This window comes from Streptomyces sp. NPDC048514, from assembly GCF_043199955.1.
Classification (GTDB): domain Bacteria; phylum Actinomycetota; class Actinomycetes; order Streptomycetales; family Streptomycetaceae; genus Streptomyces.
Genome location: NZ_JBICWT010000003.1, coordinates 399,764 through 424,834 on the forward strand (window position 1 = coordinate 399,764; position 25,071 = coordinate 424,834).

A 25,071-nucleotide genomic window follows, 5' to 3' on the forward strand; every position below is an offset into this window, starting at 1 on the left:
GCAGGAGGCGAGATGGGGGGACGGAGCTGGGAGAGCGCTCTCCCACCGCTGGAGTGTTGGGGCGGCGACGGGAGGGTGTCAAGGCAACCGACCAAAGGATCAGCAGACCCGTTCGCTCACTTCCCGAAAGCGCGACGAGGAGATGACGCGCGATCAGGCGGCGGACAGAGAAGTTCGGTTGCGACTCTTGACGCATCGTTCACGTCGATGAAACATCCAACGTCGAGAGAGCGCTCCCCTCACCCCGCTTCGTTCATTTCCTGAACAAGGAGAGCCGCGCATGCCCCCCGCATCCCCCGCATCCCCCGCCTCGCCCTCTTCTCCCTCCGCGCCTTCCTCCCCCGCGTCCGGCACGTCCCCCGTCTCCGCGCCGTCCGTCCGCCGCCGGGCCGTCCTCGGTGCGGCGGCGGCCGTGGTGCCCGTGCTGGCCGGTGTGTCCACGCCCGCCCGGGCGGCCGGCGCGGCGCGCGCCTCCGCCCGCGCCCTGCCCGGTGGCGGCGACCTCGGCCCGAACGTGGTCGTGTTCGACCCCGCAACACCCGGCATCCAGGCCAAGCTGGACCAGGTCTTCCGGCAGCAGGAGTCGGCGCAGTTCGGCACCGGCCGGTACGCCCTGCTGTTCAAGCCGGGCACCTACAACGGCCTCAACGCCCAGCTCGGCTTCTACACCTCCGTCGCGGGCCTCGGCCTCTCCCCGGACGACACGACGATCAACGGTGACGTCACTGTCGACGCGGGCTGGTTCAACGGCAACGCGACGCAGAACTTCTGGCGTTCGGCGGAGAACCTGGCCCTGGTCCCGGCGAACGGGACGAACCGGTGGGCGGTGGCCCAGGCGGCGCCGTTCCGCCGCATGCATGTGCGCGGCGGGCTCAACCTCGCACCGTCCGGCTACGGCTGGGCGAGCGGCGGCTACATCGCGGACAGCCGGATCGACGGTCAGGTCGGGCCGTACTCGCAGCAGCAGTGGTACACACGTGACAGCGTCATCGGCAGCTGGCTCAACGGCGTGTGGAACATGGTGTTCTCCGGCGTTCAGGGCGCGCCTGCGCAGGGCTTCCCGAACCCGCCGTACACCACGCTCGACACCACCCCGGTCTCCCGCGAGAAGCCGTTCCTGTATGTCAGCGGCAACGAGTTCCGGGTCTTCCTGCCGGAGAAGCGGACGGGTGCCCGGGGGGTCACCTGGGGCAACGGGACCCCGAGGGGCACGTCCCTGCCGCTGTCGCAGTTCTACGTCGCGAAGCCGGGCGTCAGCGCGGCGACCCTGAACCAGGCGCTCGCGCAGGGACTTCACCTGCTGCTGACGCCGGGCGTCTACCACGTCGACCGGCCGATCCAGGTCGACCGGCCCAACACCGTGGTCCTCGGCCTGGGGTACGCGACGCTCGTACCGGACAACGGGGCCACGGTGCTGAAGGTCGCCGACGTCGACGGGGTGCGGCTCGCCGGGTTCCTCGTCGACGCCGGGCCGGTCAACTCCGCCACGCTGCTGGAGGTCGGCCCGGCCGGCGCCTCGGCGGACCACTCAGCCAACCCGACCACCGTGCAGGACGTCTTCGTGCGGATCGGCGGCGCCGGCGCCGGCAGGGCGACCACGAGCATGGTGATCAACAACCGGCACACCATCGTCGACCACACCTGGGTCTGGCGTGCCGACCACGGCACCGGGGTCGGCTGGGAGACCAACCGCGCCGACTACGGAGTCGTGGTCAACGGCGACGACGTGCTGTGCACCGGCCTGTTCGTGGAGCACTTCAACAAGTACGACGTGCAGTGGAACGGCCAGCGCGGGCGCACGATCTTCTTCCAGAACGAGAAGGCGTACGACGCCCCGAACCAGGCCGCCGTCCAGAACGGCTCGGTCAAGGGCTACGCGGCGTACAAGGTCGGCGACGCCGTCACCGCGCACGAGGGCTGGGGCCTGGGCAGTTACTGCTACTACAACGTCAACCCGTCGATCGTGCAGCACAACGGCTTCGCCGCGCCGAACCGGCCGGGCGTGAAGTTCCACGGCCTGCTGGTGGTCTCGCTCGGCGGCAACGGCCAGTACGAGCACGTGATCAACGAGACGGGAGCCCCGACGTCGGGAACGGCCACGACTCCCTCCACGGTGGTGTCGTACCCCTGAGGGCGGGCGGGGGCTCCCCGGGCGGCGGTTCCCCCCGTCCGGAGCCGTTCTCGGGCGGGGCACTGCTGTGGGCGGCGAAGTGCCGGGCGCGGTCCGCCGGTTCGGCAGGCGGCCGGTCGTGATGGATCGGCGTGTGTGCGCCGGTGAGGGGGACGCCCGTCCCGCCGCGGCGGGCGGCGACGATCTCCGCCGCGATGGACAGGGCGGTCTCCTCGGGTGTCCGCGCGCCGAGGTCCAGTCCGATCGGGGACCGCAGCCGGGCCAGCTCCCGCTCACTCACGCCCTCGTCCCGCAGCCGCCGCTCGCGGTCCTGGTGGGTGCGGCGTGAGCCCATGGCACCGACGAACGACACCGGCATGCCGAGGGCCTCTTTCAGCAGGGGCACGTCGAACTTCGCGTCGTGGGTGAGCACGCACAGGACCGTGCGGGCGTCGGTGGTGGTGCGCCGCAGGTAGCGGTGCGGCCAGTCGGTGACGACCTCGTCGGCCTCGGGGAAGCGGGCCGCCGTGGCGAACACGGGGCGGGCGTCGCAGACGGTGACGTGGTAGCCGAGGAACTTCCCCGCCCGCGCCAGCGCCGACGCGAAGTCGATCGCGCCGAAGACGATCATGCGCGGGGGCGGGATGTGGGTCTCGACCAGCAGGGTGAGGCCGCCGGGGCAGTGCGAGCCGTCCGCCGAAACGTCGACCGTGCCGGTGCGCCCGGCCTCCAGCAGGGCCCGGCCCTCGGCCGCCGCCGCCGAGTCGAGGTCGGCATGGCCACCGAGAGCGCCGTCGTACGTGCCGTCGTCACGCACCAGCAGGGGCCGGCCGAGGAGTTCGGCCGGGCCCCGGGCCACCCGGACCAGTGCCGTCGGCTCACTCCGGCCGGCGGCCGCCAGCGCCGCCGCCAGGACCGTCCGGTCCGGCCCCTGCCCGCGGACCGGCGTGACCAGTACGTCGATCGTGCCGCCGCAGGTCAGCCCCACGGCGAAGGCGTCCTCGTCGCTGTAGCCGAAGCGCTGCGTGACGCTCTGGCCCGTCTCGAGGGCCTGCAGGCACAGGTCGTACACCGCGCCCTCCACGCAGCCGCCGGAGACGGAGCCGACGGCCGTGCCCTCGGAGTCGACGGCGAGGGCGGCGCCGGGGCCACGCGGCGCGCTGCCGCCGACGGACACGACGGTGGCGACGGCGAACTCCCGCTCCTCCCGCATCCACAGGCCCAGTTCGCCGGCCACATCAAGCATCCGGCGCTCCCCCGTTCGCCGGCGTCGCCGTTCCGGGCCTCGCTCGGCCGGTGCCCGCCAGAACGCGGTCCGGGCGGATGGGGAGGTCGCGGTGGCGTACGCCGGTCGCGTGCCAGACCGCGTTGGCGACGGCGGCCGCCGCACCCACGATGCCGATCTCGCCGATGCCCTTGATCCCGACCGGGTCCCGCGGGTCGTGGTCCTCGATCCAGTCGGCCTCGATGCGCGGCACGTCGGCGTGCGTGGCCACGTGGTACCCCGCGAGGTCGGCGCCGACGTTGCCGCCCGAGGCGCGGTCCCGGACGGCCTCCTCGTGCAGGGCCATGGAGATGCCCCAGATCATGCCGCCCAGGAACTGGTTGCGTGCGGTGAGCGGGTTGACGATCCGGCCCGCGGCGAAGATGCCGAGCATCCGTCGCACGCGCACCTCACCGGTGGCGGTGTCCACGGCCACCTCGGCGAACTGCGCCCCGAAGGAATGGCGTTCGGCGGGAGCGAGGGCGCCGATGGCCGCCGCGGTGTCCGAGCGCACCGTGATGCCCTCGGGCGGGATGTCGGCGCCGAGGGCCAGGCGGTCGAGCAGTTCGCCGGCGGCGGCCGTGACCGCCCAGGCCCAGGAGCGGGTGCCCATCGAACCACCGGCTATCATCGCCGGCCCGAAGTCGCTGTCCCCGATGAGGACCCGGACGCGTTCCGGGGTGACGCGCAGCGCGTCCGCGGCCAGCAGGGTGAGCGCCGTGCGGGCGCCGGTGCCGATGTCGGCGGCGGAGATGCGGACGCTGAAGCCGCCGTCCGGGTGCGCGGTCACGGTGGCCGTGGACGGAGCGGCGCCCGCGGGGAAGGACGCCGCCGCGGTGCCGGTGCCCAGCAGCCAGCGGCCCTCCCGGCGCAGTCCCGGGCGCGGGTCCCGGTCCGCCCAGCCGAACCGCCGGGCGCCCTCCCGGAAGCAGGCGGGCAGGTTGCGGCCGGCGAACGGCAGGCCGGAGACCGGCCCCTTGGCGGGTTCGTTGCGCAGGCGCAGCTCGATGGGGTCGAGCCCGCACTGCTCGGCGAGTTCGTCCAGCGCGGCCTCCAGTGCGAACGAGCCCGGCGCCTCGCCCGGGGCGCGCATCCACGTCGGGGTCGGCACGTCGAGCCGTACGACGCGGTTGGCCGTGTGGTGCGCGTCGGCGTCGTACATCACCCGGGCCGCCCCGGCGCTCGGTTCGATGAACTCGTGCACGGTGGAGGTGAGGCTGAGCGAGCCGTGCTCCAGGGCGCGCAGCCGTCCGTCGGCGTCGGCGCCGAGCCTGACCCGCTGGGCGGTGGGGCTGCGGTAGCCGGCCAGCGAGAACATCTGACGCCGGGTCAGCACGACGCGTACGGGACGCTGCAGGGCGGTCGCGGCCATCACGGCGGCCACCTGGTGGGCGCGCACGCCCTTGCCGCCGAAGCCACCGCCGACGTGTTCGGAGCGTACGCGTACGGAGGCCGGGTCGAGCGAGAAGAGGTTCGCGAGTTCGCCGACGACCCAGGTGGCGCCCTGGTTGGAGTCGATCACCTCCAGCCGGCCGCCGTCCCAGCGGGCGGTCGCCGCGTGGGGCTCCATCGGGTTGTGGTGTTCTTCGGGGGTGGTGTACTCGGCGTCCACGACGAAGGCCGAAGCCGCCAGCTGGGCGTCGAGGTCTCCCTTCTCCGTGACCGCCGGTCCATGGCTGTCCAGCGGGTAGGCGTCCGGGTGGTCGCCCCGGAAGCCGACGTCGTGCGGCTCCTGTTCGTAGTGCACCACGAGTGCCTCGGCGGCCTCCCGGGCCTGCTCGGACGTCTCGGCGACGACCAGCGCCACCGGCCAGCCCCGGTGCGGTACCCGGTCGTGCTGGAAGACGGCGATGGTCGGGTCCGGCCGCGTGCCCAGCAGGCTGGTGTAGTCGGTGTCGACGCGCGGGGCGTTTCGGTGGTCCAGGACCGCGAGCACGCCCGGCATGGCGAGCACGGGTTCGGTGTCGAGGGCTCGGATGCGGCCGCGGGCGACCGTGGAGAGCACCAGCCAACCGTACGCGAGGTCGGCGAAGGGGACCTCGCCCGCGTAGCGGGCCGCTCCGGTGACCTTGTCGCGGCCCTCGATCCGGGTGTGCGCGCGGCCGACCGAGCGTGGCTGCGTGGGTGTGCCGGTGGTGACGGTGGTCATCGGGCGGCCTCCTCGGCGAGTTCGGTCAGTACGGCCACCACCAGGTTGCGCATGAGGGTCACCTTGTAGGCGTTGTGCGGCAGCGGCCGTGCCGCGGTCAGTTCGGCGTCCGCGGCGGCCGCGTAGGTCTCGGCGCCGGCCGGGGCGCCGGTGAGGGCGCGTTCGGCCGCGAGGGCCCGCCACGGGCGGGAGGCCACCGCCCCGAAGGCGAGGCGGGCGTCCCGGACGACACCGTCCTCGATGTCGAGGGCGGCGGCGACCGAGCCGATGGCGAAGGCGTACGAGGCGCGCTCGCGCACCTTGCGGTAGCGGGAGTTCACGGCGATGGGCACGGGTGGCAGCGTGACGCCGGTGATGAGCGCACCCGCCGGCAGAGCGGTCTCGCGGTGCGGGGTGTCGCCGACGGGCAGGTAGAACTCGCCGAGCGGCAACTCCCCCGGTCCGGAACCGGTTTCGTACTGGACGACGGCGTCGAAGGCGGTGAGCGCGACGGCCATGTCGGAGGGGTGTACGGCGACGCAGTGCTCGGAGGCGCCCAGGACGGCGTGGTTGTGGTGTTCTCCCTCGACGGCCGGGCAACCGCTTTTGGGGACGCGCTTGTTGCACGGCTGGGTGATGTCGGTGAAGTAGCCGCAGCGGGTGCGCTGCAGCAGGTTCCCGCCGACGGTGGCCATGTTGCGCAGCTGCCCGGACGCCCCGGCCAGCACGGCCTGCGCGAGTGCCGGGTAGCGGCGCCGTACCTCGGGGTGGGCGGCCAGGTCGCCGTTGGTGACGGTGGCTCCGATGCGCAGCCCGCCGTCCGGTGTCGACTCGATGCCGGCGAGCGGGAGTTCGCGGATGTCGATGAGCCGAGCGGGGCGTTCCACACCGGTCTTCATGAGATCGACGAGGTTGGTGCCGCCGCCGAGGAGGCGCGTGTCCGGGTCGGCTCCGAGCAGCGCGACGGCGCCGGCGACGTCGGAAACCCGCTGATAGCCGAACTCCCTCATGCCACGGCCTCCTTGGTCCGGTCGGTCCCAGGGGCGACGCGCGCCCCGGGGTCGCCGTCCGGGGGCGCCTCGGTGTCCCCGTCCGAGTACCACCCGGCGTCCCCGTCCGGGTTTGTCGCGGCCTCGGCGGCGCGAGCCACCGCCTCGGCGATCGAGACGTACGCGCCGCACCGGCACAGGTTGCCGCTCATCCGCTCCCGAATCTCCTCGGCGGTCAGGGGCTGGGGTCCGGCTTCAGGGCGGACGTCACCGGTGACGGCGCTCGGCCAGCCCGCCGCGTGTTCCCGGATCACCCCGATCGCCGCGCAGATCTGGCCGGGGGTGCAGTAGCCGCACTGGTAGCCGTCCAGGTCGAGGAACGCCTGCTGCACCGGGTGCAACCGCTCGCCGTCGGCGACGCCTTCGATGGTGGTGATCTCCCGGCCCTCGGCGGCCACGGCCAGTTGCAGACAGGCGACGGCCCGGCGGCCGTCCAGCAGCACGGTGCAGGCGCCGCACTGTCCCTGGTCGCAGCCCTTCTTCGTGCCGGTCAGATCGAGACGCTCGCGCAGTGCGTCGAGCAGGGTGGTGCGGTGGTCGACGGGCAGCGTGTACCTCTCGCCGTTGATCTTCAAAGTGATGACACTGGACGTCGATAGGGCCATGATCAGCTTCTTTCGCGTTTCCAGGACAGATGCGGGGTCCGGCGGCCGGACGGAGTCGGCCGTCGTGGAAGGTGCGTGGTGCGGGCCTGGTGCCGCAAGGGCCGAACGGGTGCGGTGTCCCCGGCGCCGCCGAAGGTGGGGGCCGGCGACTGCCGTGAGGTGGCGTCCGCGGCTATCGTGGACGTAACCGGACAGCTGTCCGCTCTATGGAACCGTAACGGACACCTGTCCGGTTAGCAAGGCCGGGGTTCAGCCACGGACCCTCGAGGAGGACGAGTGCCGAAGAAGGACGCCCCCCTGCGCTCCGACGCGCAGCGCAACCGTGAGCGCATTCTGGAGGTGGCACTCGCCGAGCTGACGCACTGCGCCGACGCACCGCTGAGCGTGATCGCCAAGAAGGCCGGGGTCGGACAGGGCACGTTCTACCGCAATTTCCCCAACCGCGAGGCCCTCGTCCTGGAGATCTACCGCCACGAGATGCAGCAGGTCGCCGACAGCGCGGCCCATCTGCTCGCGACCCGGGATCCCGAACGGGCACTGCGGGCCTGGATGGACCGGCTGGCCGAGTTCGCCCTGGCCAAGGCGGGCCTGGCCGACGCCCTCCGCCAGGTCACCAGCGCACCCGGAAGCCCGTCCAAGCCCGCCCACACGCCGGTGTCCTCCGCGGCGGAACTCCTGCTCCGGGCCAACGAACAGGCCGGCATCATCCGCCCCGGAATCACGGCGGACGACTTCCTGCTCGCCATCGCCGGGCTGTGGCAGCTCGCCCCGCACGAGGACTGGCAGCCGCGCGCCAACCGGCTCCTCGACCTCGTCATGGACGGCCTGCGCACGGGGGCACCGGGCCGCTGAGCACGCCGCGGCGCCCAGGACGGCGACGGCGTCAAGGCCGGCCCATGCCGACGGCTCGCGGCGAGACCGGCGGGCACGGCTTCCAGCCGGACGGGGTGAGTACAGGGGCCGGCCGTTTCAGAGGCTCAGCGTGATCGCGGCGCCGACACCGCCCAGGCCGAGGGCGACTGCGCCCTCCCACCAACCGCCGGTGCCCCAGGGGAAGAACCGGTCGACGGCCAGGCGGCCGGGGCCGATGGCCGCGAGGGCCAGGGCGACCACCGAGATGCAGACGCTGTACTCCACGCCGCCGTCCGTTTCCCACAGGCCGTGGCCGCCGGTGACGGTCGCCATCGCGTTGATCATGACTCCGATCAGGGCCGCGGCCGCCAGCGGAGTCAGCAGCCCGACGGCCAGGCCCAGGCCGCCCAGGAACTCGGACAGGCCGCCGATCACGGCGAAGAGCTTGCCAGGGCGGAAGCCGAGCCCCTCGAAGCCCCGGGCGGTCGCCGTCAGGCCGCCTCCGCCGAAGAGCCCGAACAGTTTCTGAGCCCCGTGCCCCGCCATCAGCAGGCCGAAGGTCAGCCGCACGAGCAGCAGGGCCCAGTCGGTGACGTCCGCCCTCGGCACGGTGGTGCCGTTCGCCCGCGAGCCCGCGGGGCTCGGAGTGCGGTTCGGGAATCGTTCTGCATCCATGGCCATGCTCCGTCAAGCGTGCCCGAACGGGCGTTGCCCCGGTCCCGATCCTTCCGCAGCGACCATGATCATGCATCTGGGGCGGGGCGGCCTCGCCGGCGGTAGCCTGCTCGTGAGGGCAGCCATGACCGATCAGGTACACATCCGGCTCCTCGGCGGGTTCGCCGTGGCGGTCGACGACCGCCCGGTCGCCGCCGGGGTGTGGCGCCTGCGCAAGGCCCGGAGCCTGCTGAAGCTGCTCTGTCTGGCACCCGGCCACCGGCTGCACCGGGAACGGCTCTACGACCTGCTGTGGCCGGGCCTCGACGGGGCGGCCGCGTCCAACAACCTGCACCAGGTGCTGCACGCGGTGCGCCGCGCGCTGGCCGCCACGGGGGCGGCGGGTGACGTCGTCGTGCTCCGCGACGACATGGTGCTGCTCGGTCCAGATGGTGGCGTACGCGTCGACCTCGACGACTTCGACGAGGCGGCCCGGCGGGCCGCCGGCGGCGGGAGCGCGGGCCACCGTGCCGCGCTCGCCCTGGCCGGCACGGGCCTGCTGCCCGAGGACCGTTACGAGACCTGGGCCGGTGCGGCGGCCGACGTCCTGGACACGCGGTGCAGGGCCCTGCGGTTCGGGCTGGGCGAGGCGCTGGAGCGGGAGCACCGCACGGCCGAGTCCCTGGAGGTGCTGCGGGCGCTGACCGAGGAGGATCCGCTGCACGAGCCCGGATGCCGGGCCCTGATGCGGGTCCTGGCCCACGCGGGACGGCGCCGGGAGGCGCTGGCCGCCTACGAGCGGTTGCGGGACGCGCTCCGCCGGGACACGGGCACCGACCCCGACCCGCAGACACGCCGCCTCTACCGCGAGTTGCTGGCCGACTCGGTCGAAACGCGCGAACCACCGGCTCCGGCCGCACGAGCCGACAGGGCCGGGCCACGTGAACCACCGGCCCCGGCCGCACAACCCGACCCGGCCGAGCCAGGCGAACCACCGGCTCCCACCTCCCGGCCCCACCCGGCCCAGCCGCTCGAACCAGCGGCCCGGCGCTACCGGCACCGCTCGGTCGAGGCGGGCGCAGCGCGGTCCCTGCCCTCACGGGGCCGGCTGCCCGCGCCGGCCACGGAACTGATCGGCAGGGAGCGCGAGGTGGCCGAGGTGGAGGAGATGCTCGGCCGGAGCGGACTGCTCACGCTCACCGGGGCCGGCGGCTGCGGCAAGACCCGGCTCGCGCTCGCCGTGGCAGCCCGCCGGGGCGACGGCTTCCGGGACGGGGCGTGGTTCGTGGACCTGGCCGGGCTGGCGGAACCGGACCTCGTGAGCGAGGCGGTGGCCGCGGCGCTCGGCCTGCACCTGCCGTCGTCCGGCGGTGCCCGGGACGCGCTGATCGCCCAGCTCGGCGGCCGGCAGCTGCTGCTGGTGCTGGACAACTGCGAGCATCTGATCGACGCGTGTGCCGCCCTGGCTTCCGCGGTGATCGCCCACTGCCCGGACGTCTTCGTCCTCGCGACCAGCCGGGAGGCACTGCGCAGTTACGGCGAGCGGACCTTCCGGGTGCCTTCCTTGAGCCTGGCCGATCCGCGCCGGCTGCCGTCGGTCGCGGAGCTGGGCCGCTTCGCCTCCGTGCGGCTGTTCGTGGAGCGGGCCGCCGACGCGGCTCCGGGGTTCCGGCTCACCGCCGCGAACGCGGCCGCGGTGGCGCAGATCTGCTTCCGGCTCGACGGGATGCCGCTGGCCCTGGAGCTCGCGGCGGCCCGGGTGCGCGTGCTGGCCCCGCGGCAGATCGCCGAACGCCTCGACGACGCCCTGGCCCTGCTCGGCCGGGGCAGCCGGCGCGGCGCGACCCGCCAGGAGACGCTGCTGGCCACGCTGGAGTGGAGCCACCGGCTGCTCGACGACGAGGAGAAGCGGCTGTTCCGCCGGCTCGCGGTCTTCGCGGGGGGGTTCTCCCTCGCGGCGGCCGAGCAGGTGTGCGTGGACGGTGCCCGCGCCGACTCGGTGCTGGACGTGCTCGGCCGGCTGGCCGACAAGTCCCTGGTGTCGGTGGAGCCCTGGCAGGACGAGGTCCGCTACCGGCTGCCGGAGACGATCCGGCAGTACGCGGCGGACCGCCTGCGGGCCTCCGGGGAACCGGCGGCCGTCGAGGCCCGGCACCGGCGTTTCTACCTGGCACTCGCCGAGGCCCGCGACCGCGAACCGCCCACCGGCGTCTCGGGGGCGACGTCACTGGAACTGGAGGCCGACTACGGCAATCTCCGGGCCGCCCTGCGCTCCCTGCTGCGCGACGAACCGGACAGCGCGCTGCGGCTCGCCGTCGCCCTGCGGTCGTTCTGGCCCGAGCGGGGCCGCCTCGCCGAGGGCCGCCGGTGGCTGGACGACGCCCTGGCCGCCGCCCCGCAGCCCTCCCCCGAGCGGGCACGGGCGTTGATGGGGCGGGCCGTGCTGGCGATCCGTCTCGGCGACGGCTCTCCGCTGGAGGGCATCGCCGAGCAGATCGTCGGGATCCACCGGGACCGGCCGGACCCGGCGGCGCTGGCGTACGCCCACTGCCAGCAGGCGGTCCTGCTCTGGATGCGGGGTGCCTGGGACCGCGCCCGCGCCGCCCTCGACCTGGCCCGCGCCCTGGCCGGCACGGCCGGCGACCCCTCGGTCCTCGCCGTCGCGGCGCATCTCGAGGGGGTGTGGGCCGTCTGCCGCGGCGAGGGGCAGGTGGCCCGGGCGGCGTGCGGGGAGAGTCTGCGGCTGCTGGACGGAGTCGCGGCGGGCGGCGGCCCGTTCTTCCCTGTCATGACCCCGGGGTACACGCTGCGGGACGACGGCACGGGGCCCGTGTCGCTGTTCTTCGAGGAGACGGTGCTCGCCGGGCGCACGGTCGGCCCGTCCCGGGCGCGCGGCTACGCGCTCGCGACGCTCGCGTGGGCCGACCGTCTCGACGGCGACACCGCCGCCGCCACGGCGGCGGCCGAGAGCAGCGCGGACCGCTTCCGCGCGCTCGACGATCCGCACGGCGAGTCCCTGGCCCTGAACGTCCTCGGCAACATCCACCGCGGCCGCGGCGACCACGATGCGGCGCGCAAGTATCTGGACGCGGCACTGTCGATCAGGCGCCGGCTCGGTGACCGCCGGGAGGAGGGCATCACCCTGGGCTGTCTGGGCCTGCTGCACCTGGCCCGCGGAGACCCCCGGACCGCGGAGGCGACCATCGCCCGTGTCCTCGCGGGCTTCGAGGAGGCCGACGACATTCCCGGCGTCACCAACTGCCTGCTCCACCTCGGGCTCGTCGCCCGGGCCACCGGTGACTCGGCGCGGGCGCGTGCCCTGCTGGCCCGGGCCCAGGGCCTGGAGCAGGTCGCGGGCTCGACGTTCGCCTCCGGGTGGGTCGCCCTGATGCTGGCGCGGCTGCACCGGGAGGCGGGCGACCGCCCGGCCGCGGCGGCGACGGCGGCCCGCGCCGCCGGCCTCTTCGCCCGCCTCGGCGACGCCCGTGGCCCGGCCGCGCTGAGGCGGGCGGTCCCCGCCGAGCCCGCCGAGCCCGCCGAGCCCGCCGGCAAAGCCGCTGCTGAGTGAGTGCTAAGCGGCACCTCCTAGCGTCCGGGATGTCGGTGCACACACTCACACCGTCGTGGTGCAGACACACACACCAAGGAGCCGACCATGTCGATCGACACGGCAAAGGGCGTCCTGGGAGACGCCACCATCGCCGAACTGGAGGCCGGCCTGCGCGGCAGCGTCGTACGCCCCGGCGACCCCGACTACGAGTCGGCACGCGCGGTCTGGAACGCCGCGCACGACAAACACCCGGCGCTGGTGGTGCGCTGCGCCGGTACCGCGGACGTCATCCGCGCCGTCGAGTTCGCCCGCAGCCAGGACCTGCTCGTGGCGGTGCGCGGCGGCGCCCACAGCATCGCCGGTTTCTCCACCTGCGACGACGGGATCGTCATCGACCTGTCGCCCATGAAAGGCGCGATCGTCGATCCGGTCCGGCGCCGGGTGGTGGCCCAGGCCGGAATGACCTGGGGGGACCTGGACCACGAGACGCAGGCCTTCGGCCTCGCCGTGACCGGCGGCCTGATCTCCACCACCGGGATCTCCGGGTTCACGCTCGGCGGCGGGGTGGGCTGGCTGCTGCGCCGCCACGGCCTGGCCTCCGACAACCTGACGGCCGCCGAGGTCGTCACCGCGGACGGCCGGGTGGTGCGCGCGGACCCGCACGAGCACTCCGAACTCTTCTGGGCCCTGCGGGGCGGCGGCGGCAACTTCGGGATCGTGACCTCGCTGGAGTACCGACTGCACCCGGTGGGGCCGCAGATCCTCGGCGGGCTGATCGTCTACCCCCTGGAGCAGGCGCGGCAGGTGGTCACGGGCTGGCGTGAGCTGATCGACGGCGCTCCCGACGAACTGACGACCGTGGTCAACCTGACGACGGCGCCTCCGCTGCCGTTCCTGCCCGAGGAGGTCCACGGCACCCGTGTCGCGGTGGTGCTCGGCATGTACGCGGGCGACCTCGCGGCCGGCGAGCGGGCCGTGACTCCGTTGCGGACGCTGGGCACGCCCATCGCCGACCTGATGGGCCCCATGCCGTACACGGGGATGCAGTCACTGGTCGACCCGCTGTGGACGGCCGGTCACCACAACTACTTCACGTCGGCGTTCGTCGAGCCGTCCGACGCCGCGCTCGACGTCGTGCTGCGACGTCACCTGACGACACCCACGCCCTTCAGCGAGCTGCACATGCACCAGCTCGGCGGTGCCTTCGCCCGGGTGCCCGCACAGGCCACGGCCTTCAGCCAGCGGGACGCGAGCGTGCTGTGCAACGTGGTCGTGCGGTCGCCCGAGGCTGCGGGTTTCGACGCGCACGTCGGCTGGGCCCGGGAAACCCGCGAGGAGATCGCACGGCACGGCCGTGGAACCATGTACGTGAACTTCACGGGGGACGGCGCCGAGGACAAGGTGCGCGCCTCGTACCCCGACCCGGTGCGCGAACGCCTGGTCCGGGTCAAGGACGCCTACGATCCGACCAACCTGTTCCGGCTGAACCAGAACATCCGCCCCTCCGGCTCGGGCTGACCGGTCCGCGGCGGGCGTCCGGGCACGCCGGCGGTGGGTCAGAGAGCCAGCTCGTCGAAGAGCACGGACGTGTCGGCTGGGGCGGCGCCGTCCAGCGTCTGCTCGGCCCAGATCACCTTCCCCCGCGGCACGTAGCGGGTGCCCCAGCTCTCCGCGAACTGGGAGACGAGGAACAGGCCGCGGCCGCTCTCGTCGGTGGTGGCCGCGTACCGCAGCCGGGGGGAGGTGTTGCTGCCGTCCGACACCTCGCACACCAGGGTGCGGCCGAGCAGGAGCCTGACGCGTACGGGCGGGGCGCCATAGCGGATGGCGTTGGTGAGGAGCTCGCTGAGGATCAGTTCCGTGGTGAACGCCTGCTCCCCCATTCCCCACTCGGTGAGCCGCCTGCCGACTTCGCCGCGTGTGCGCGACACGGCCGTCACGTCGAACGGCACGTCCCAGGTCGCCACGTGGGACGGATCGAGGAGCCGGGTCCGGGCCACCAGGAGCGCCGCGTCGTCGTCGGGGTGTTCGGGCAGCATCGCCTCGATGAGGGCGCGGCAGGTCTCCTCCGGTGCCGGGCCGGCCCGGGCGATGGTGTCGCGCAGCAGCTCCAGGCCCTCGTCGATGTCCCGGTCGTGGTTCTCGATCAGGCCGTCGGTGAACAGAACGAGGCGGCTGCCCTCCGCGAGTTCCAGCTCACCGGCCTCGAAGGGATGCCCTCCCACGCCGAGCGGCGGGGAGAGCGGCAGGTCGGGGAAGGTCACCCGGCCCTGCGGGTCGGCCACGGCGGGTGCGATGTGTCCCGCGCGGGAGAAGCAGCAGTGCCCGCTCACCGGGTCGTAGACGGCGTACAGGCAGGTCGCGCCGGTGAGCGGCACCTGGTCGTCGTCGGCCTGCCCGCTCTGTGTGTCCAGCCGGGCGACCATCTCGTCGAGATGCCCGAGGAGTTCCTCCGGAGCCAGGTCCAGTGAGGAGAAGTTCAGTACGGCGGTGCGCAGCCGGCCCATGGTCACCGCGGCCTGCAGGCCGTGTCCCACGATGTCGCCGACGACCAGGGCGACCCGGAAGCCCGGCAGGGGGATGACGTCGAACCAGTCGCCGCCCACGCCGGACTGCGCCGGGAGGTAGCGCGAGGCGATCTCCAGGGCGTCCTGTTCGGGCAGGCCCCGGGGCATCAGGCTGCGCTGCAGGGTCACGGCCATCGCGTGTTCGCGGGAGTACCGGCGCGCGTTGTCGATAGCCACGGCGGCCCGGGCCACCAGCTCCTCCGCCACCGCCACGTCCCCCTCCTCGAAGCGTGGGGAGCCCGCGGCCCGCCAGAAGTTGACCATGCCGAGGACGACGCCGCGGGCCCGCAGCGGCACCGTGATCAGCGAGTGGATGCCGTAGTCCAGCGCCCGGCCCGCTCCCGTCGGGTCCTGGGCCCGCCAGTCCTGGGCGGTGTGCAGGTCGGGCACCAGGACGGCGGTACCGCCGCGCAGTGCCGCCGCCATCGGTGTGTCGGCCACGACGAACCGGATCAGCTCGCCCACCGGCTGCAGGGTGTGCCCGTCGAGCGAGGCGCGCAGCGCGGTGCGCCGCATCTGGTGCACCGCACCCGTGGGCTCCTCACCGTGCAGGACGGATTCGAGGAGTTCCACGGTGACGATGTCGGCCATGCGCGGGACCGCCACCTCGGTGAGTTCCTCGGCCGTACGCCGTACGTCGAGCGTGGTGCCGATCCGCATGCCGGCCTCGTACAGGAACGACAGTCGGCCCCGCGCCAGCTCGGCCTGGCCGGTGAGGGCTCTCAGCTCCGTGGTGTCCCGGAAGGTGGCGACCAGGCCCTGGGCGCCGCTCCCGGACGCGACGGGCCGGGTGCTGACGGCCAGCAGCCGTTCTCCCGCCGGCACCACCACGTCGGTCGCGGGCTCGGCCGACAGCAGCAGGCGCGTCACACCGAATCCCAGCCCCAGCTCGGTCACCCGCCGCTGGTCGGCGTTCTCGGGCAGGCCCAGCAGCCGGCGTGCCTCGTCGTTGGCGAGCAGGACCCGCCCGTCACCGTCGGTGATCAGCACGCCCTCGCGCACCGAGTGCAGAACGGCGTCGTGGTGCTCGTACATCCGGGTCATCTCGGCCGGCCCGAGTCCGTGGGTCTGCCGCAGCAGCCGTCGGCTGACGAGGGCGGTGCCGCCGGTCGCCACCAGGAGCGCCCCGGCCGCCGCTCCGAGCAGCATCGGCAGCTGCTTGTCGAGCACGTTGGCGAGAGTGGCGTACTGGATCCCGGCGCTGACCATGCCGACCACGCGCCCGCTCGCGTCCCGCACGGGGACGACCGCGCGCACGGCGTCGCTCGGCCGGCCGTGGAACGTCTCCGTGAAGGCCTCGCCCGCGGCGGCCCGGCCGACGCCCTGGGCCTTCGTGCCGAGCAGGGCGGGTTCGGGGTCGGCGACCCGGATGCCGTGTTCGTCCAGAACGCTGATGAAGTCGACCTGGGCGGCCTTGCCGGCCTGCTGCGCCGGCGTCTGGAGCCGGGCCGTGGGATGGGGCGACTGCAGGGCGAGTGCCGTGCCGGGGCCGTGGGCGAACGTCTCCGCGACGGCCAGCGACCGTTCCCTGGCGCTGCGCTCGCCGTCGTAGCGGCCCTGGATCACCAGGGCCGCCGCCGCCACGGCGACCAGGACCAGCACGATCAGGGCTTGCAGCAGGAACACCTGCGCGGCGAGCGTGCGGACGCTCAGGGACGGCGAAAGGCGGCGCCCGTGTGACGGCCGGGGCCTTGGCCCACGGGACGGACCGGATGACCGCGGTGTGCCGGGTGGCGGCGCCGCTCTCGCCCATGGCCGGCGGGAACGTCCGCTCATGCACCTTTTGTAGCATTTGGTCTGCGTGCCCGGCGACCGGTGTGCCGCCCCGACGCCGCGGACCAGGTCTTACGTACTCCTGACGTTCCGCGCGCGTGCGCGTGGGCGGAGCACGGTCGGCTCTAGCGTGGGCCGTATGCGCGTACTGGTCACCGGCGGTGCCGGGTTCATCGGGTCCCATGTCGTCGAAGCACTCCGGGAGAGCGGGCACGAGCCGCTCGTCTACGACGTCAGGGAGGATCCCCGCGCGGACGTGCGGGACGCGGAAGCGGTGGCGGGGGCGCTGGCCGGGGTGGACGCCGTCTGCCACCAGGCGGCCATGGTGGGGCTCGGCGACGGTGTCGCCGACGCGGCGGAGTACGTCTCGCGCAACGACCTGGGCACGGCGGTGCTGCTCGCCGCCATGGCGGCGGCCGGGGTGCGGCGCCTCGTGCTGGCGGGTTCGATGGTCGTCTACGGCGAGGGCAGGTACGAGTGTCCCCGGCACGGTGTCGTGCGGCCCGGGCCGCGGGCCGTGGCCGACCTCGACAGGGGGTCGTTCGAGCCGCGGTGCCCGAGTTGCGGGCAGGACCTCGCCCCCGGCCTGGTGGGCGAGGACGCCCCCACCGACCCCCGGAACGTGTACGCGGCCACCAAACTGGCCCAGGAGCACCTGGCCGCCGCCTGGGCCCGCTGCACGGGCGGGTCGGCGGTGTCCCTGCGCTACCACAACGTGTACGGCCCGCGGATGCCCCGCGACACCCCCTACGCCGGGGTCGCCTCCTTCTTCCGCTCGGCACTCGCCCGCGGGGAGTCGCCCCGGGTGTTCGAGGACGGACGGCAGCGGCGCGACTTCGTGCACGTGCGGGACGTGGCCGCGGCGAACGTGGTGGCGCTGGAGGCGCAGACCGCGCCGGGCGCCCTCACGGCGTACAACACCGGCAGCGGTGAGCCGCGTACCGTCGGCGAGATGGCGCGGGCGCTGGCCGCCGCGTACGAGGGCCCGCGGCCCGTGGTCACCGGCGAGTACCGGCTGGGCGACGTGCGGCACATCACGGCGGACTCGGCGCGGCTGCGCAGCGAGCTGGGCTGGCGGCCGCGGGTCGGTTTCGCGGCGGGCATGCGGGAGTTCGCGCGGGCCGGCCTGCGGGTGGAGTGAGTCAGGGCGCGGCCGGGATGGTCACCTCGAAGCGGCAGCCGCCGGGGATGTTGCGGACGGTCGCCCGGCCCCGGTGGGCCTCCACGATGCCCCGCACGATGGCCAGGCCCAGGCCCGCGCCGGCCGGGGGGGTGCGGGCGTCGGTGCCGCGCCAGCCGGTGTCGAAGACCCTCGGCAGGTCCTCCTCGGGGATGCCGCCGCAGCCGTCGGTGACGGACAGCAGCACACCCTCGTGGGTGCGCTCGGCGGCGATCGCCACCGTGCCGTCGGGCGGGGTCCGCCGGATGGCGTTGATCAGCAGGTTGCCGAGCACCCGGCTCATCTCCTTGCCGTCCACCTCCACCGGCAGCGGCTCGACGCGGTCTCCGACCAGCCGCACCCCGTGTTCCCGGGCGAGCGGGTCGGCACCCGCCAGCGCGTCGCCGATCAGGTCGTACAGCGAGATGCGGGTGGGGCTCAGCGGGAGGGTGCCCGCGTGGATGCGGGAGAGTTCGAAGAGGTCGCCGACCATGTCGTTGAGCCGTTCGACCTCGGTGCGCATCTGCTTCAGATAGCGGTCGGGGTCGGCCGCCACGCCGTCCTCCAGCGCCTCCGACATGGCCCGCAGGCCGGCCAGCGGGGTGCGCAGGTCGTGCGAGATCCAGGCGACCAGCTCGCGCCGGGAGGTCTCCAGCGCCCGCTCCCGTTCACGCGATTCGGCGAGCCTGGCGCTGGTGGCGGCCAGCTGGCGGCTGAGCGCGGCCAGTTCGGCGGTGGCCGGGGCGGCGGGCGCGGCGAACTCGCCGCCGTCACCGAAGCGGCGTGCGGCTTCGGCGAGTTCGCGGCTGCGGGCGACGACCCACCGGCCGAGCAGGAGGGCCGTGGCCAGCGAGACGGCGGCCGCCATCGCGACGACGGTGGTGACCACGGTCAGGTCGTGCGGGGACAGGAACATCGCCCAGGCGACGGCGAGCGTGCCGGTGAGCATGGCGACCACGCCGACCGCGGCGACCACGGTGAGCGAGGCGGTGAGCGAGCGGCGCCGGATCAGGCGCAGCACCCCCGCTCCGGCGAGGCCGGTGGCCGCGGCGCCGGCGAAGGCGTACAGGGCGATGAGAAGCGTGTCGCGCATGGTCAGTGCACCGCCTCGGCGGGCTCGAACCGGTAGCCGACGCCCCACACGGTCTGGATCAGGCGGGGCCGGGCCGGGTCGTCCTCGACCTTGCCGCGCAACCGGCGGACGTGGACGGTGACGGTCGACAGGTCGCCGAAGTCCCAGCCCCACACCTCGCGCATCAGGTCCTCCCGGCTGTAGGCGCGGCCCGGATGCCGCAGGAAGAAGGCGAGCAGATCGAACTCCCTGAGTGTGAGGGCGAGTTCGCTGCCGCCTTTGGTGGCCCTGCGGCTCTCGACGTCCACGGACAGTCCCGCCGCGGCCAGCCGGGGCCCGGCGGTGACGGGGCGGCTGCGGCGCAGCACGGACTCGACGCGCAGGACGAGTTCGCGTGGGCTGAAGGGCTTGGTGACGTAGTCGTCGGCGCCGACCTCCAGGCCCAGGATGCGGTCGTCCTCGTCGCCGCGGGCGGTGAGCATGATGACCGGCACCGGGCCGTCGTCCCGCATCCGCCGGCACACCTCCAGACCGTCCATGCCGGGCAGCATCAGGTCCAGCACCACGAGGTCGGGGCGGTGGGCGGCGGCGCGGTCGAGGGCCGTCGGCCCGTCGTCGGCGCGGTCGACCACGTAGCCGGCGCGGTGCAGATATCCGGTGACGACCTCGGCGACGGTCGGGTCGTCGTCGACCACCAGCACCCTGGCCGCCTCGTCGGTGGCTGCGCCCCCCTGGAGCGCGTACGGCGATTGCATGACCCCAGCCTCGCACCGCGCGCCACCCGGCGTCGGGCCGGCCGGTACGGCGTCCGCGTTTCGTAAGGAGCGCTCGTCCGGTATGTCCGACTGTGCTTCGTAGGGTGAAGCCGTGACGACCACTTCAACGGAGATCGACGTGGTGCTCCCCTGCCTGAACGAGGTCGAGGCCCTGCCCTGGGTGCTCGCCCGGATTCCGGCCGGGTGGCGCGCCATCGTCGTCGACAACGGTTCCAGCGACGGCTCCGCCGAGGCCGCCCGTGCTCTCGGTGCGACGGTGGTGCACGAGCCGCGGCGCGGCTTCGGCGCCGCCTGCCACGCCGGACTGACCGCGGCGACCGGCGACATCGTGTGCTTCTGCGACTGCGACGCCTCCCTGGACCCCTCGCTGCTCATCCCCTTCGTGCGCGAGGTCCGGCGCGGCGAGGCCGACCTGGTCCTCGGCCGCCGGCGTCCGCGGGGCCGGGGCGCCTGGCCCGCTCACGCGCGGGCCGGCAACGTGGTGCTGGCGCGCATGCTGAGCCGCCGGACCGGACTGCGCCTGCACGACCTCGGACCGCTGCGTGCCGCCCGCCGCGAGGCTCTGCTCGGGCTGGGCCTGACCGACCGGCGCAGCGGCTACCCGCTCCAGATGGTGGTGCGCGCGGCCGACGCCGGCTGGCGGGTCACCGAGCACGACGTGCCGTATCTGCCGCGCACCGGGGCCTCGAAGGTCACGGGCACCTGGCGGGGGACGTGGCAGGCGGTACGGGACATGAGCCGTGTGCTGGCCGAGGCACCGGCCGCCGGGGCTCCGGCCGACCGGAGGACCGTACGGTGACCACACTTCTCGTCATCGCCAAGGAACCGCGTCCGGGACGGGTCAAGACCCGGCTCACCCCCCCGTTCAGCCCGCACGAGGCGGCGGAACTGGCTCAGGCGGCACTCACCGACACCTTGCACGCCGTGGCGGCCACGCCCGCGACCCGGCGCGTCCTCGTCCTCGACGGCGCTCCGGGCCCGTGGCTGCCGCAGGGCTTCGAGGTCCTGCCGCAGTGCGGCGGCGGCCTGGACGAGCGGCTGGCGGACGCCTTCGCGCACTGCAGCGGGCCGGCCCTGCTGATCGGCATGGACACCCCGCAGGTCACGCCGGAACTGCTCACCGTCGACTTCGGGGAGGGCGACGCGTTCCTCGGCCCGGCGGAGGACGGCGGGTTCTGGGCGCTGGGGCTCTCCGAGTCCGACCCGGCACTTCTGCGCGGGGTTCCCATGTCGACGCCCGAGACCGGCGCCGCGCAGCGGGCGCGCCTGGTCGCCGCCGGGCTGCGGGTACGGGAACTGCCCCGGCTCCGCGATGTCGACGTGGCCGCCGACGCCCGTGCCGTGGCCGCCCTCGCACCGCACAGCCGATTCGCCGCGTGCCTCGCGCGCTGTACTCCGGTCACCGGCCGATGAGCAGCCCGCCCACCGCCCGTGTCGCCTGGGCGGCCGCCGACCCCTACGCGACCGCGCTGCGCAGTGGCCGGGGACCGCTGTTCCTGCGCCGTGCCGACGGCTGGCTGCTGCCGCTGGAGGTGGAGCGCTGGTGCGCCCGGGCCGACCGGATCGACCGGGAGGTGCTGGACCGCTGTGAGGGCGCCGTCCTCGACGTCGGCTGCGGTCCGGGCCGGCTGGTGGCGGAACTCGCCGCCCGGGGCCGCAGCGTGCTCGGCATCGACGTCAGCGACGCCGCCGTCGAGCACACCGCGCAGCGCCTGGGGTCCGCCGTGTTCGAACGGGCCCTAGAGGGTGGGGTCGGGCAGGCGCTGCGCCGCTCCGTCTTCGAACCGCTGCCCGGCGAGGGCCACTGGGACACCGTGCTGCTCATGGACGGCAACATCGGCATCGGCGGCGATCCGGCCGCACTGCTGGAGCGGGTGACCGGGCTGTTGCGCCCGGGTGGTCTGCTGATCGCGGAGACCGTGCGGGGTGACGTCGACGAGCGCGCCCGGGTCCAGGTCGTCGACGTCGTCGACGCCCCGCGTGGCACGGGCGTTCCGTTCCTCTGGGCGCGTCTCGGCACAGCGGCCCTGCTGCGTTACGCGGGCAGGGCCGGTTTGCGGGCCGTGGCTCAGTGGGAGAGCGGCGACCGGTGTTTCGCCGCCCTGCGCGCCCGCAGCGCCCGCAGCGCCAGCAGGAGCGCCGAGCCGCCGAAGAGTACCGCGGTGATCAGCAGCCAGCGGGCGAGGAAGCCGCTCGGCGACAACGTGGTGGCCGACCGGTAGCGCTCGCTCACCATCCCGCTGATCAGCGGGAACCAGACCAGCAGAAGCAGCCCGGACAGCGCTGCCGGCACCCGTACGTACGTCGTCCGGCCGCGCCGCCCGGCCGCGCCGAGCCCGCGCGCGACCATCCGGTCCGCCACCGTGTACAGCGGCAGCAGGACGAGATCGTGCAGCAGCGCGGCGCCCACGATCCACAGGGCCACGCCGAACGGGTCACCGGCGAACAGCCGTACACCGGCGTACGCGGCGAGCGTGAAGGAGCAGGCCAGCAACAGCAGTTGCAGCGGGCTGCCGAGCGGCGGAAGCAGGCGGGGCATCACAGGTCTCCGAACGTCAGTCGGGCCACCCACTTGGTGTTCAGCACACCGGGCGCGGCGGGCACGATGATCCGCGCCGGGTAGCCGTGGTCGGGGGACAGCTCCTCGCCGTTGACCTGCAGGGCGAGCAACGAACGCGGGTCGGCCACCTGGTTGGCGCGCAGGGCCGCGCGGCGGAACGCGCCGTGCCGCTGCAGCGACTCCACGAACACGTCCGGCGGATCGCCGTCGTGGCCGACGAGCGCCGCGAGATCGCGCAGCCGCACCCCGCGCCACCGCTGGTCGGCGCTCGACCAGCCCTCCACGCAGGCGATGGGCAACGACGAGCTGTGCAAGGGCAGTCGGAGCAGCCCGGCGCGGCTGAGCCGGACGGTTCCGGTGCGGCCGGTGACGACGAGCCGCCAGGAGTCCTCGTGCGTGTCGGCCGTGGTGATCCCGGCGTACCGGGCCGTCTTGTTGATCTGGAAGCCGTTCGGGCCGCCGCCGGGCTCGGCCGCGCCGTGCGGCGCGAGCAGGGCGGTGCGGCGGAACGGCCCGCCCAGGCTCTGTCCGACCGTGGTCAGCGACAGCAGCAGGGAGCCGCCGCCGACCAGAGCCAGCGCGCCGCGCCGGGAGACGGTCGGCGGCTCCGGGCGGGGCGAGACCAGATCGTCGCCGGGCACCGTGTCCGGGCGGGGCGGGACCTCGTCGTCGCCGGGCACCGTGTCCGGGCGGCGGCGGGCGTGCCGCACGTTCCGAACGGCGGCGGGTGCCTTCAGCGCCGCGTGGGCCACGAACGCGGAGAAGAACACCCATGCCCCGTAGAAGTGCAGCGGGTAGAACGAGCCGGGGAAGACGTAGTCCAGCTGGACGTTGAGCACGCCGGTCGTGAACTCGAACAGTCCGCCTCCGACCAGCAGCAGCAGCGAGACCCGCTCCAGCGCGTGGGCGACGGAGCGGGCCGGCGGCAGCGTGAACAGCTTCGGCACCACCGACCACAGCTTGGCCAGCAGGACGGGGATCAGCGTGACGCCGAGCGTGACGTGCACCCCCTGGGTGAGCCGGTACAGCCACACCGGGTGGGTCGGCCAGGCGAAGAGGTAGAGGCCGAGGACGCCCTTGTCCGGGGTCTTGTCGTTCGCCGGGGACAGGCCCGGGTTGTAGGCGGCGTACGAGGCCAGGCCGGTCACGAACAGCACGGTGACGCCGACGAGCAGGACGAGGCCGAGCACCGACGTGAGCCACGGTCCGCGCAGCGGGCTGCGCCAGAAGCCGGGAGAGGTGGGGAGCCGAGGATGGTCGCTCATGTCCCGACCGTAGGACGGAAAACACCCGGTCATGGGCCCGCGACCCATGACGAAACTCTGACGTCCGGCCCGGGTGGCGGCCCGCGACGGCCACTGCGGCCTAGCGTTTGGGCGTGACCCGCTTCCTCCGCCGCGACCTGTACGCCGTCGCTGCCTCCGCCCTGCTCGTGACGGCGGCCGTACTGATCGGCCGCCACATCCAGGACACCCGCCACACGTTGTCCGTGCACTGGCCGCCGGTCCTGGCCGAGTGGGATCCGCACGTCGGCCCCGGGACCCCGGCGGCCCTGGCCGTGGCGGTGGCCGTCGTCGTGTACGGCCCCGCATCGGCCGCCCGCCTGCGCTGGCGGACGCTGCTCGTGGCCGCCTGGGCGGCCGCCCTGGCGTGGATCCTCTCGCTGGCGCTCGTCGACGGCTGGCAGCAGGGCATCGCGGGCAAGCTGACCAGCCACAACGAATACCTGCGCGTCATCGGCCGCTTCCACGACATCCCCGCCACGCTCCGCGACTTCACGCACCACATCGTCAGCGGCACACCCGACCCCTGGCCCGCCCATGTCGCCGGCCATCCCCCGCTGGCCACGGTGACCTTCGTCCTGCTCGACCGGGTGGGGCTGCGGGGCGGCGGCTGGGCCGGGATGTGGTGCATCACCGTCGGCGCGACGGGATGTGTGGCCGTGCTGATCGCGATCCGCGCGCTGGCCGGGGCGGCACTCGCGCGGCGGGCCGCGCCCTTCCTGGTGCTCGCCCCCGCTGCCGTGTGGATGGGCGCGTCCGCCGACGCCTACTTCGCGGCCGTCGCGGCGTGGGCCGTGGCCCTGCTCGCCCTCGCCCTCACCGCCCGGTCCCTGCCGTACGCGGCCGCCTCCGGCCTGCTGTTCGGCCTGACCTGCTACCTCTCCTACGGCCTGACGCTCTTCGCGCTGATCGGCGCCGCCGTGCTCGTGCTCGGCCGGCAGGGCCTGCGGGACCGACCCGCGGTGCTGCCCGCACTGCTCGCCGGACTGGCCGTGACCCCCGTGGTGCTCGCCCTCATCGGGTTCGACTGGTGGGAGGCCTACCATCTTTTGATCACCCGCTACTACCAGGGTGTGGGCGGCACCCGCCCCTACGGCTACTGGGTGTGGGCCAACCTCGCCTGCACCGTGCTCATCACCGGCCCCGCGACGGCAGCGGGCCTGCGGCGGACGGCGGCGGAACTGCTGCGCCCCCGGGGCGCCTACGCCGGCCGTGACGGGAGCGGTGAAGGGACCGGCGGGGCCAGGTGTGAGCGAACCGGTGAGGGGAGCGGTGAGCGCATCGGTGAGGTGAGCGGTGAGCGCATCGGTGACGGGAGCGGTGCGGGGACCGGCGGGGCGAGGCGCGGGCGAACCGGTGAGGGGAGCGGCGAGGGGAGCGGTGAGGCGATCGGCGGCGCCACGGCGCGCTTCCGCCTTGCGGCCCTCGTGGCGGCGGCGCTGCTCGCGCTGCTCGCCGCCGACCTGTCCGGGATGAGCAAGGCGGAGACGGAGCGCATCTGGCTCCCGTTCGCCCTGTGGCTGCTGCCGGCCTGTGCGTTCCTGCCCCGTCCCCGTGTCTGGCTCGCCGGGCAGGCGGTGCTGGCGCTGCTGCTCAACCATCTGCTGCTGACCGGCTGGTGAGCGCGGCCCGCCGTTGCTCCAGTCGGGTTCGTCTGTCATGCCGTAGG

18 protein-coding genes are annotated in these 25,071 nt (G+C 74.1%); 9 read left to right on the top strand and 9 right to left on the bottom strand.

Annotated elements, in window-relative coordinates:
* Positions 1-280: 280 nt before the first annotated feature.
* Entirely contained in the window at positions 281-2,131 is a 1,851-nt protein-coding gene (locus ACGFT2_RS07765) for a coagulation factor 5/8 type domain-containing protein (RefSeq protein ID WP_393274574.1), read from the top strand.
* Here the strand turns inward: ACGFT2_RS07765 and ACGFT2_RS07770 are convergent.
* Genes ACGFT2_RS07770 through ACGFT2_RS07785 form a run of 4 tightly spaced genes read right to left on the bottom strand, consistent with a single transcriptional unit; the run spans position 2,064 to position 7,156 of the window.
* Positions 2,064-3,356, bottom strand: coding sequence for an XdhC family protein (locus ACGFT2_RS07770; RefSeq protein WP_393274576.1), 1,293 nt, complete (start codon positions 3,354-3,356; stop codon positions 2,064-2,066). The two genes, ACGFT2_RS07765 and ACGFT2_RS07770, sit on opposite strands and share 68 nt — an antisense overlap.
* Positions 3,349-5,523 (bottom strand): xanthine dehydrogenase family protein molybdopterin-binding subunit, encoded by a 2,175-nt coding sequence (locus ACGFT2_RS07775; RefSeq protein ID WP_393274578.1) that lies wholly within the window; start codon positions 5,521-5,523, stop codon positions 3,349-3,351. Before ACGFT2_RS07775 ends, ACGFT2_RS07770 begins: the two co-directional genes overlap by 8 nt.
* Entirely contained in the window at positions 5,520-6,512 is a 993-nt protein-coding gene (locus tag ACGFT2_RS07780; protein WP_393274580.1) for an FAD binding domain-containing protein, read from the bottom strand. The genes ACGFT2_RS07775 and ACGFT2_RS07780 overlap by 4 nt, the downstream gene beginning before the upstream one ends.
* On the bottom strand, positions 6,509-7,156 hold the full coding sequence (locus tag ACGFT2_RS07785; protein ID WP_393274582.1) for a (2Fe-2S)-binding protein: 648 nt from the start codon (positions 7,154-7,156) through the stop codon (positions 6,509-6,511). Before ACGFT2_RS07785 ends, ACGFT2_RS07780 begins: the two co-directional genes overlap by 4 nt.
* A 276-nt stretch (positions 7,157-7,432) precedes the next feature.
* Between ACGFT2_RS07785 and ACGFT2_RS07790 the strand changes: the two genes are divergently transcribed.
* Positions 7,433-8,008 (top strand): TetR/AcrR family transcriptional regulator, encoded by a 576-nt coding sequence (locus ACGFT2_RS07790; RefSeq protein ID WP_393274584.1) that lies wholly within the window; start codon positions 7,433-7,435, stop codon positions 8,006-8,008.
* A gap of 117 nt (positions 8,009-8,125) precedes the next feature.
* On the opposite strand, the gene ACGFT2_RS07795 is transcribed toward ACGFT2_RS07790, so the two are convergent.
* Positions 8,126-8,683, bottom strand: coding sequence for a DoxX family protein (locus tag ACGFT2_RS07795; protein WP_393274586.1), 558 nt, complete (start codon positions 8,681-8,683; stop codon positions 8,126-8,128).
* Between the two features lie 124 nt (positions 8,684-8,807).
* Here ACGFT2_RS07795 and ACGFT2_RS07800 point away from each other — a divergent pair, with 124 nt between their 5' ends.
* Positions 8,808-12,230 (top strand): BTAD domain-containing putative transcriptional regulator, encoded by a 3,423-nt coding sequence (locus ACGFT2_RS07800; protein ID WP_393274588.1) that lies wholly within the window; start codon positions 8,808-8,810, stop codon positions 12,228-12,230.
* An 87-nt stretch (positions 12,231-12,317) separates the two neighbouring features.
* On the top strand, positions 12,318-13,730 hold the full coding sequence (locus tag ACGFT2_RS07805) for an FAD-binding oxidoreductase (protein ID WP_393274590.1): 1,413 nt from the start codon (positions 12,318-12,320) through the stop codon (positions 13,728-13,730).
* A 38-nt stretch (positions 13,731-13,768) separates the two neighbouring features.
* On the opposite strand, the gene ACGFT2_RS07810 is transcribed toward ACGFT2_RS07805, so the two are convergent.
* Positions 13,769-16,555 (bottom strand): SpoIIE family protein phosphatase, encoded by a 2,787-nt coding sequence (locus ACGFT2_RS07810; RefSeq protein WP_393274592.1) that lies wholly within the window; start codon positions 16,553-16,555, stop codon positions 13,769-13,771.
* A 136-nt stretch (positions 16,556-16,691) separates the two neighbouring features.
* On the opposite strand from ACGFT2_RS07810, the gene ACGFT2_RS07815 reads away from it, so the two are divergent.
* On the top strand, positions 16,692-17,693 hold the full coding sequence (locus tag ACGFT2_RS07815; protein WP_393274594.1) for an NAD-dependent epimerase/dehydratase family protein: 1,002 nt from the start codon (positions 16,692-16,694) through the stop codon (positions 17,691-17,693).
* Position 17,694: 1 nt separating this feature from the next.
* Here ACGFT2_RS07815 and ACGFT2_RS07820 read toward each other — a convergent pair whose 3' ends face one another.
* Positions 17,695-18,804: a sensor histidine kinase gene (locus ACGFT2_RS07820; protein ID WP_393274596.1), complete on the bottom strand. Its 1,110-nt coding sequence runs from the start codon at positions 18,802-18,804 to the stop codon at positions 17,695-17,697.
* Between the two features lie 2 nt (positions 18,805-18,806).
* Positions 18,807-19,538 carry a response regulator transcription factor gene (locus ACGFT2_RS07825; protein WP_393274598.1) on the bottom strand — a complete coding sequence of 244 codons (732 nt, stop codon included), beginning with the start codon at positions 19,536-19,538 and terminating at the stop codon, positions 18,807-18,809.
* Between the two features lie 112 nt (positions 19,539-19,650).
* On the opposite strand from ACGFT2_RS07825, the gene ACGFT2_RS07830 reads away from it, so the two are divergent.
* The 3 genes from ACGFT2_RS07830 to ACGFT2_RS07840 are packed head-to-tail and all read left to right on the top strand — an operon-like array spanning position 19,651 to position 21,781.
* The gene (locus tag ACGFT2_RS07830; RefSeq protein ID WP_393274600.1) at positions 19,651-20,358 is read left to right on the top strand and encodes a glycosyltransferase family 2 protein; all 708 of its coding nucleotides are present in this window, start codon (positions 19,651-19,653) and stop codon (positions 20,356-20,358) included.
* Positions 20,355-20,972 carry a DUF2064 domain-containing protein gene (locus ACGFT2_RS07835; protein ID WP_393274602.1) on the top strand — a complete coding sequence of 206 codons (618 nt, stop codon included), beginning with the start codon at positions 20,355-20,357 and terminating at the stop codon, positions 20,970-20,972. Before ACGFT2_RS07830 ends, ACGFT2_RS07835 begins: the two co-directional genes overlap by 4 nt.
* Positions 20,969-21,781: a class I SAM-dependent methyltransferase gene (locus tag ACGFT2_RS07840; protein ID WP_393274604.1), complete on the top strand. Its 813-nt coding sequence runs from the start codon at positions 20,969-20,971 to the stop codon at positions 21,779-21,781. Before ACGFT2_RS07835 ends, ACGFT2_RS07840 begins: the two co-directional genes overlap by 4 nt.
* Before the next feature lie 316 nt (positions 21,782-22,097).
* Here the strand turns inward: ACGFT2_RS07840 and ACGFT2_RS07845 are convergent, their stop codons facing one another.
* A complete protein-coding gene (locus ACGFT2_RS07845; protein WP_393274606.1) occupies positions 22,098-23,384 on the bottom strand; it encodes a molybdopterin-dependent oxidoreductase in 1,287 nt (428 codons plus the stop codon).
* Between the two features lie 113 nt (positions 23,385-23,497).
* Between ACGFT2_RS07845 and ACGFT2_RS07850 the strand changes: the two genes are divergently transcribed.
* Positions 23,498-25,024: a hypothetical protein gene (locus tag ACGFT2_RS07850; RefSeq protein WP_393274608.1), complete on the top strand. Its 1,527-nt coding sequence runs from the start codon at positions 23,498-23,500 to the stop codon at positions 25,022-25,024.
* Positions 25,025-25,071 lie beyond the last annotated feature (47 nt).

Excerpts from the sequence above, each read along its gene's own strand:
- ACGFT2_RS07770 (WP_393274576.1), bottom strand. The coding sequence starts at position 3,356 with ATGCTTGATGTGGCCGGCGAACTGGGCCTGTGGATGCGGGAGGAGCGG.
- ACGFT2_RS07820 (WP_393274596.1), bottom strand. The coding sequence starts at position 18,804 with ATGCGCGACACGCTTCTCATCGCCCTGTACGCCTTCGCCGGCGCCGCG.
- ACGFT2_RS07780 (WP_393274580.1), bottom strand. The coding sequence starts at position 6,512 with ATGAGGGAGTTCGGCTATCAGCGGGTTTCCGACGTCGCCGGCGCCGTC.
- ACGFT2_RS07810 (WP_393274592.1), bottom strand. The coding sequence starts at position 16,555 with ATGAGCGGACGTTCCCGCCGGCCATGGGCGAGAGCGGCGCCGCCACCC.
- ACGFT2_RS07825 (WP_393274598.1), bottom strand. The coding sequence starts at position 19,538 with ATGCAATCGCCGTACGCGCTCCAGGGGGGCGCAGCCACCGACGAGGCG.
- ACGFT2_RS07845 (WP_393274606.1), bottom strand. The coding sequence starts at position 23,384 with ATGAGCGACCATCCTCGGCTCCCCACCTCTCCCGGCTTCTGGCGCAGC.
- ACGFT2_RS07840 (WP_393274604.1), top strand. The coding sequence starts at position 20,969 with ATGAGCAGCCCGCCCACCGCCCGTGTCGCCTGGGCGGCCGCCGACCCC.
- ACGFT2_RS07795 (WP_393274586.1), bottom strand. The coding sequence starts at position 8,683 with ATGGATGCAGAACGATTCCCGAACCGCACTCCGAGCCCCGCGGGCTCG.
- ACGFT2_RS07815 (WP_393274594.1), top strand. The coding sequence starts at position 16,692 with ATGCGCGTACTGGTCACCGGCGGTGCCGGGTTCATCGGGTCCCATGTC.
- ACGFT2_RS07800 (WP_393274588.1), top strand. The coding sequence starts at position 8,808 with ATGACCGATCAGGTACACATCCGGCTCCTCGGCGGGTTCGCCGTGGCG.
- ACGFT2_RS07765 (WP_393274574.1), top strand. The coding sequence starts at position 281 with ATGCCCCCCGCATCCCCCGCATCCCCCGCCTCGCCCTCTTCTCCCTCC.
- ACGFT2_RS07805 (WP_393274590.1), top strand. The coding sequence starts at position 12,318 with ATGTCGATCGACACGGCAAAGGGCGTCCTGGGAGACGCCACCATCGCC.
- ACGFT2_RS07775 (WP_393274578.1), bottom strand. The coding sequence starts at position 5,523 with ATGACCACCGTCACCACCGGCACACCCACGCAGCCACGCTCGGTCGGC.
- ACGFT2_RS07785 (WP_393274582.1), bottom strand. The coding sequence starts at position 7,156 with ATGGCCCTATCGACGTCCAGTGTCATCACTTTGAAGATCAACGGCGAG.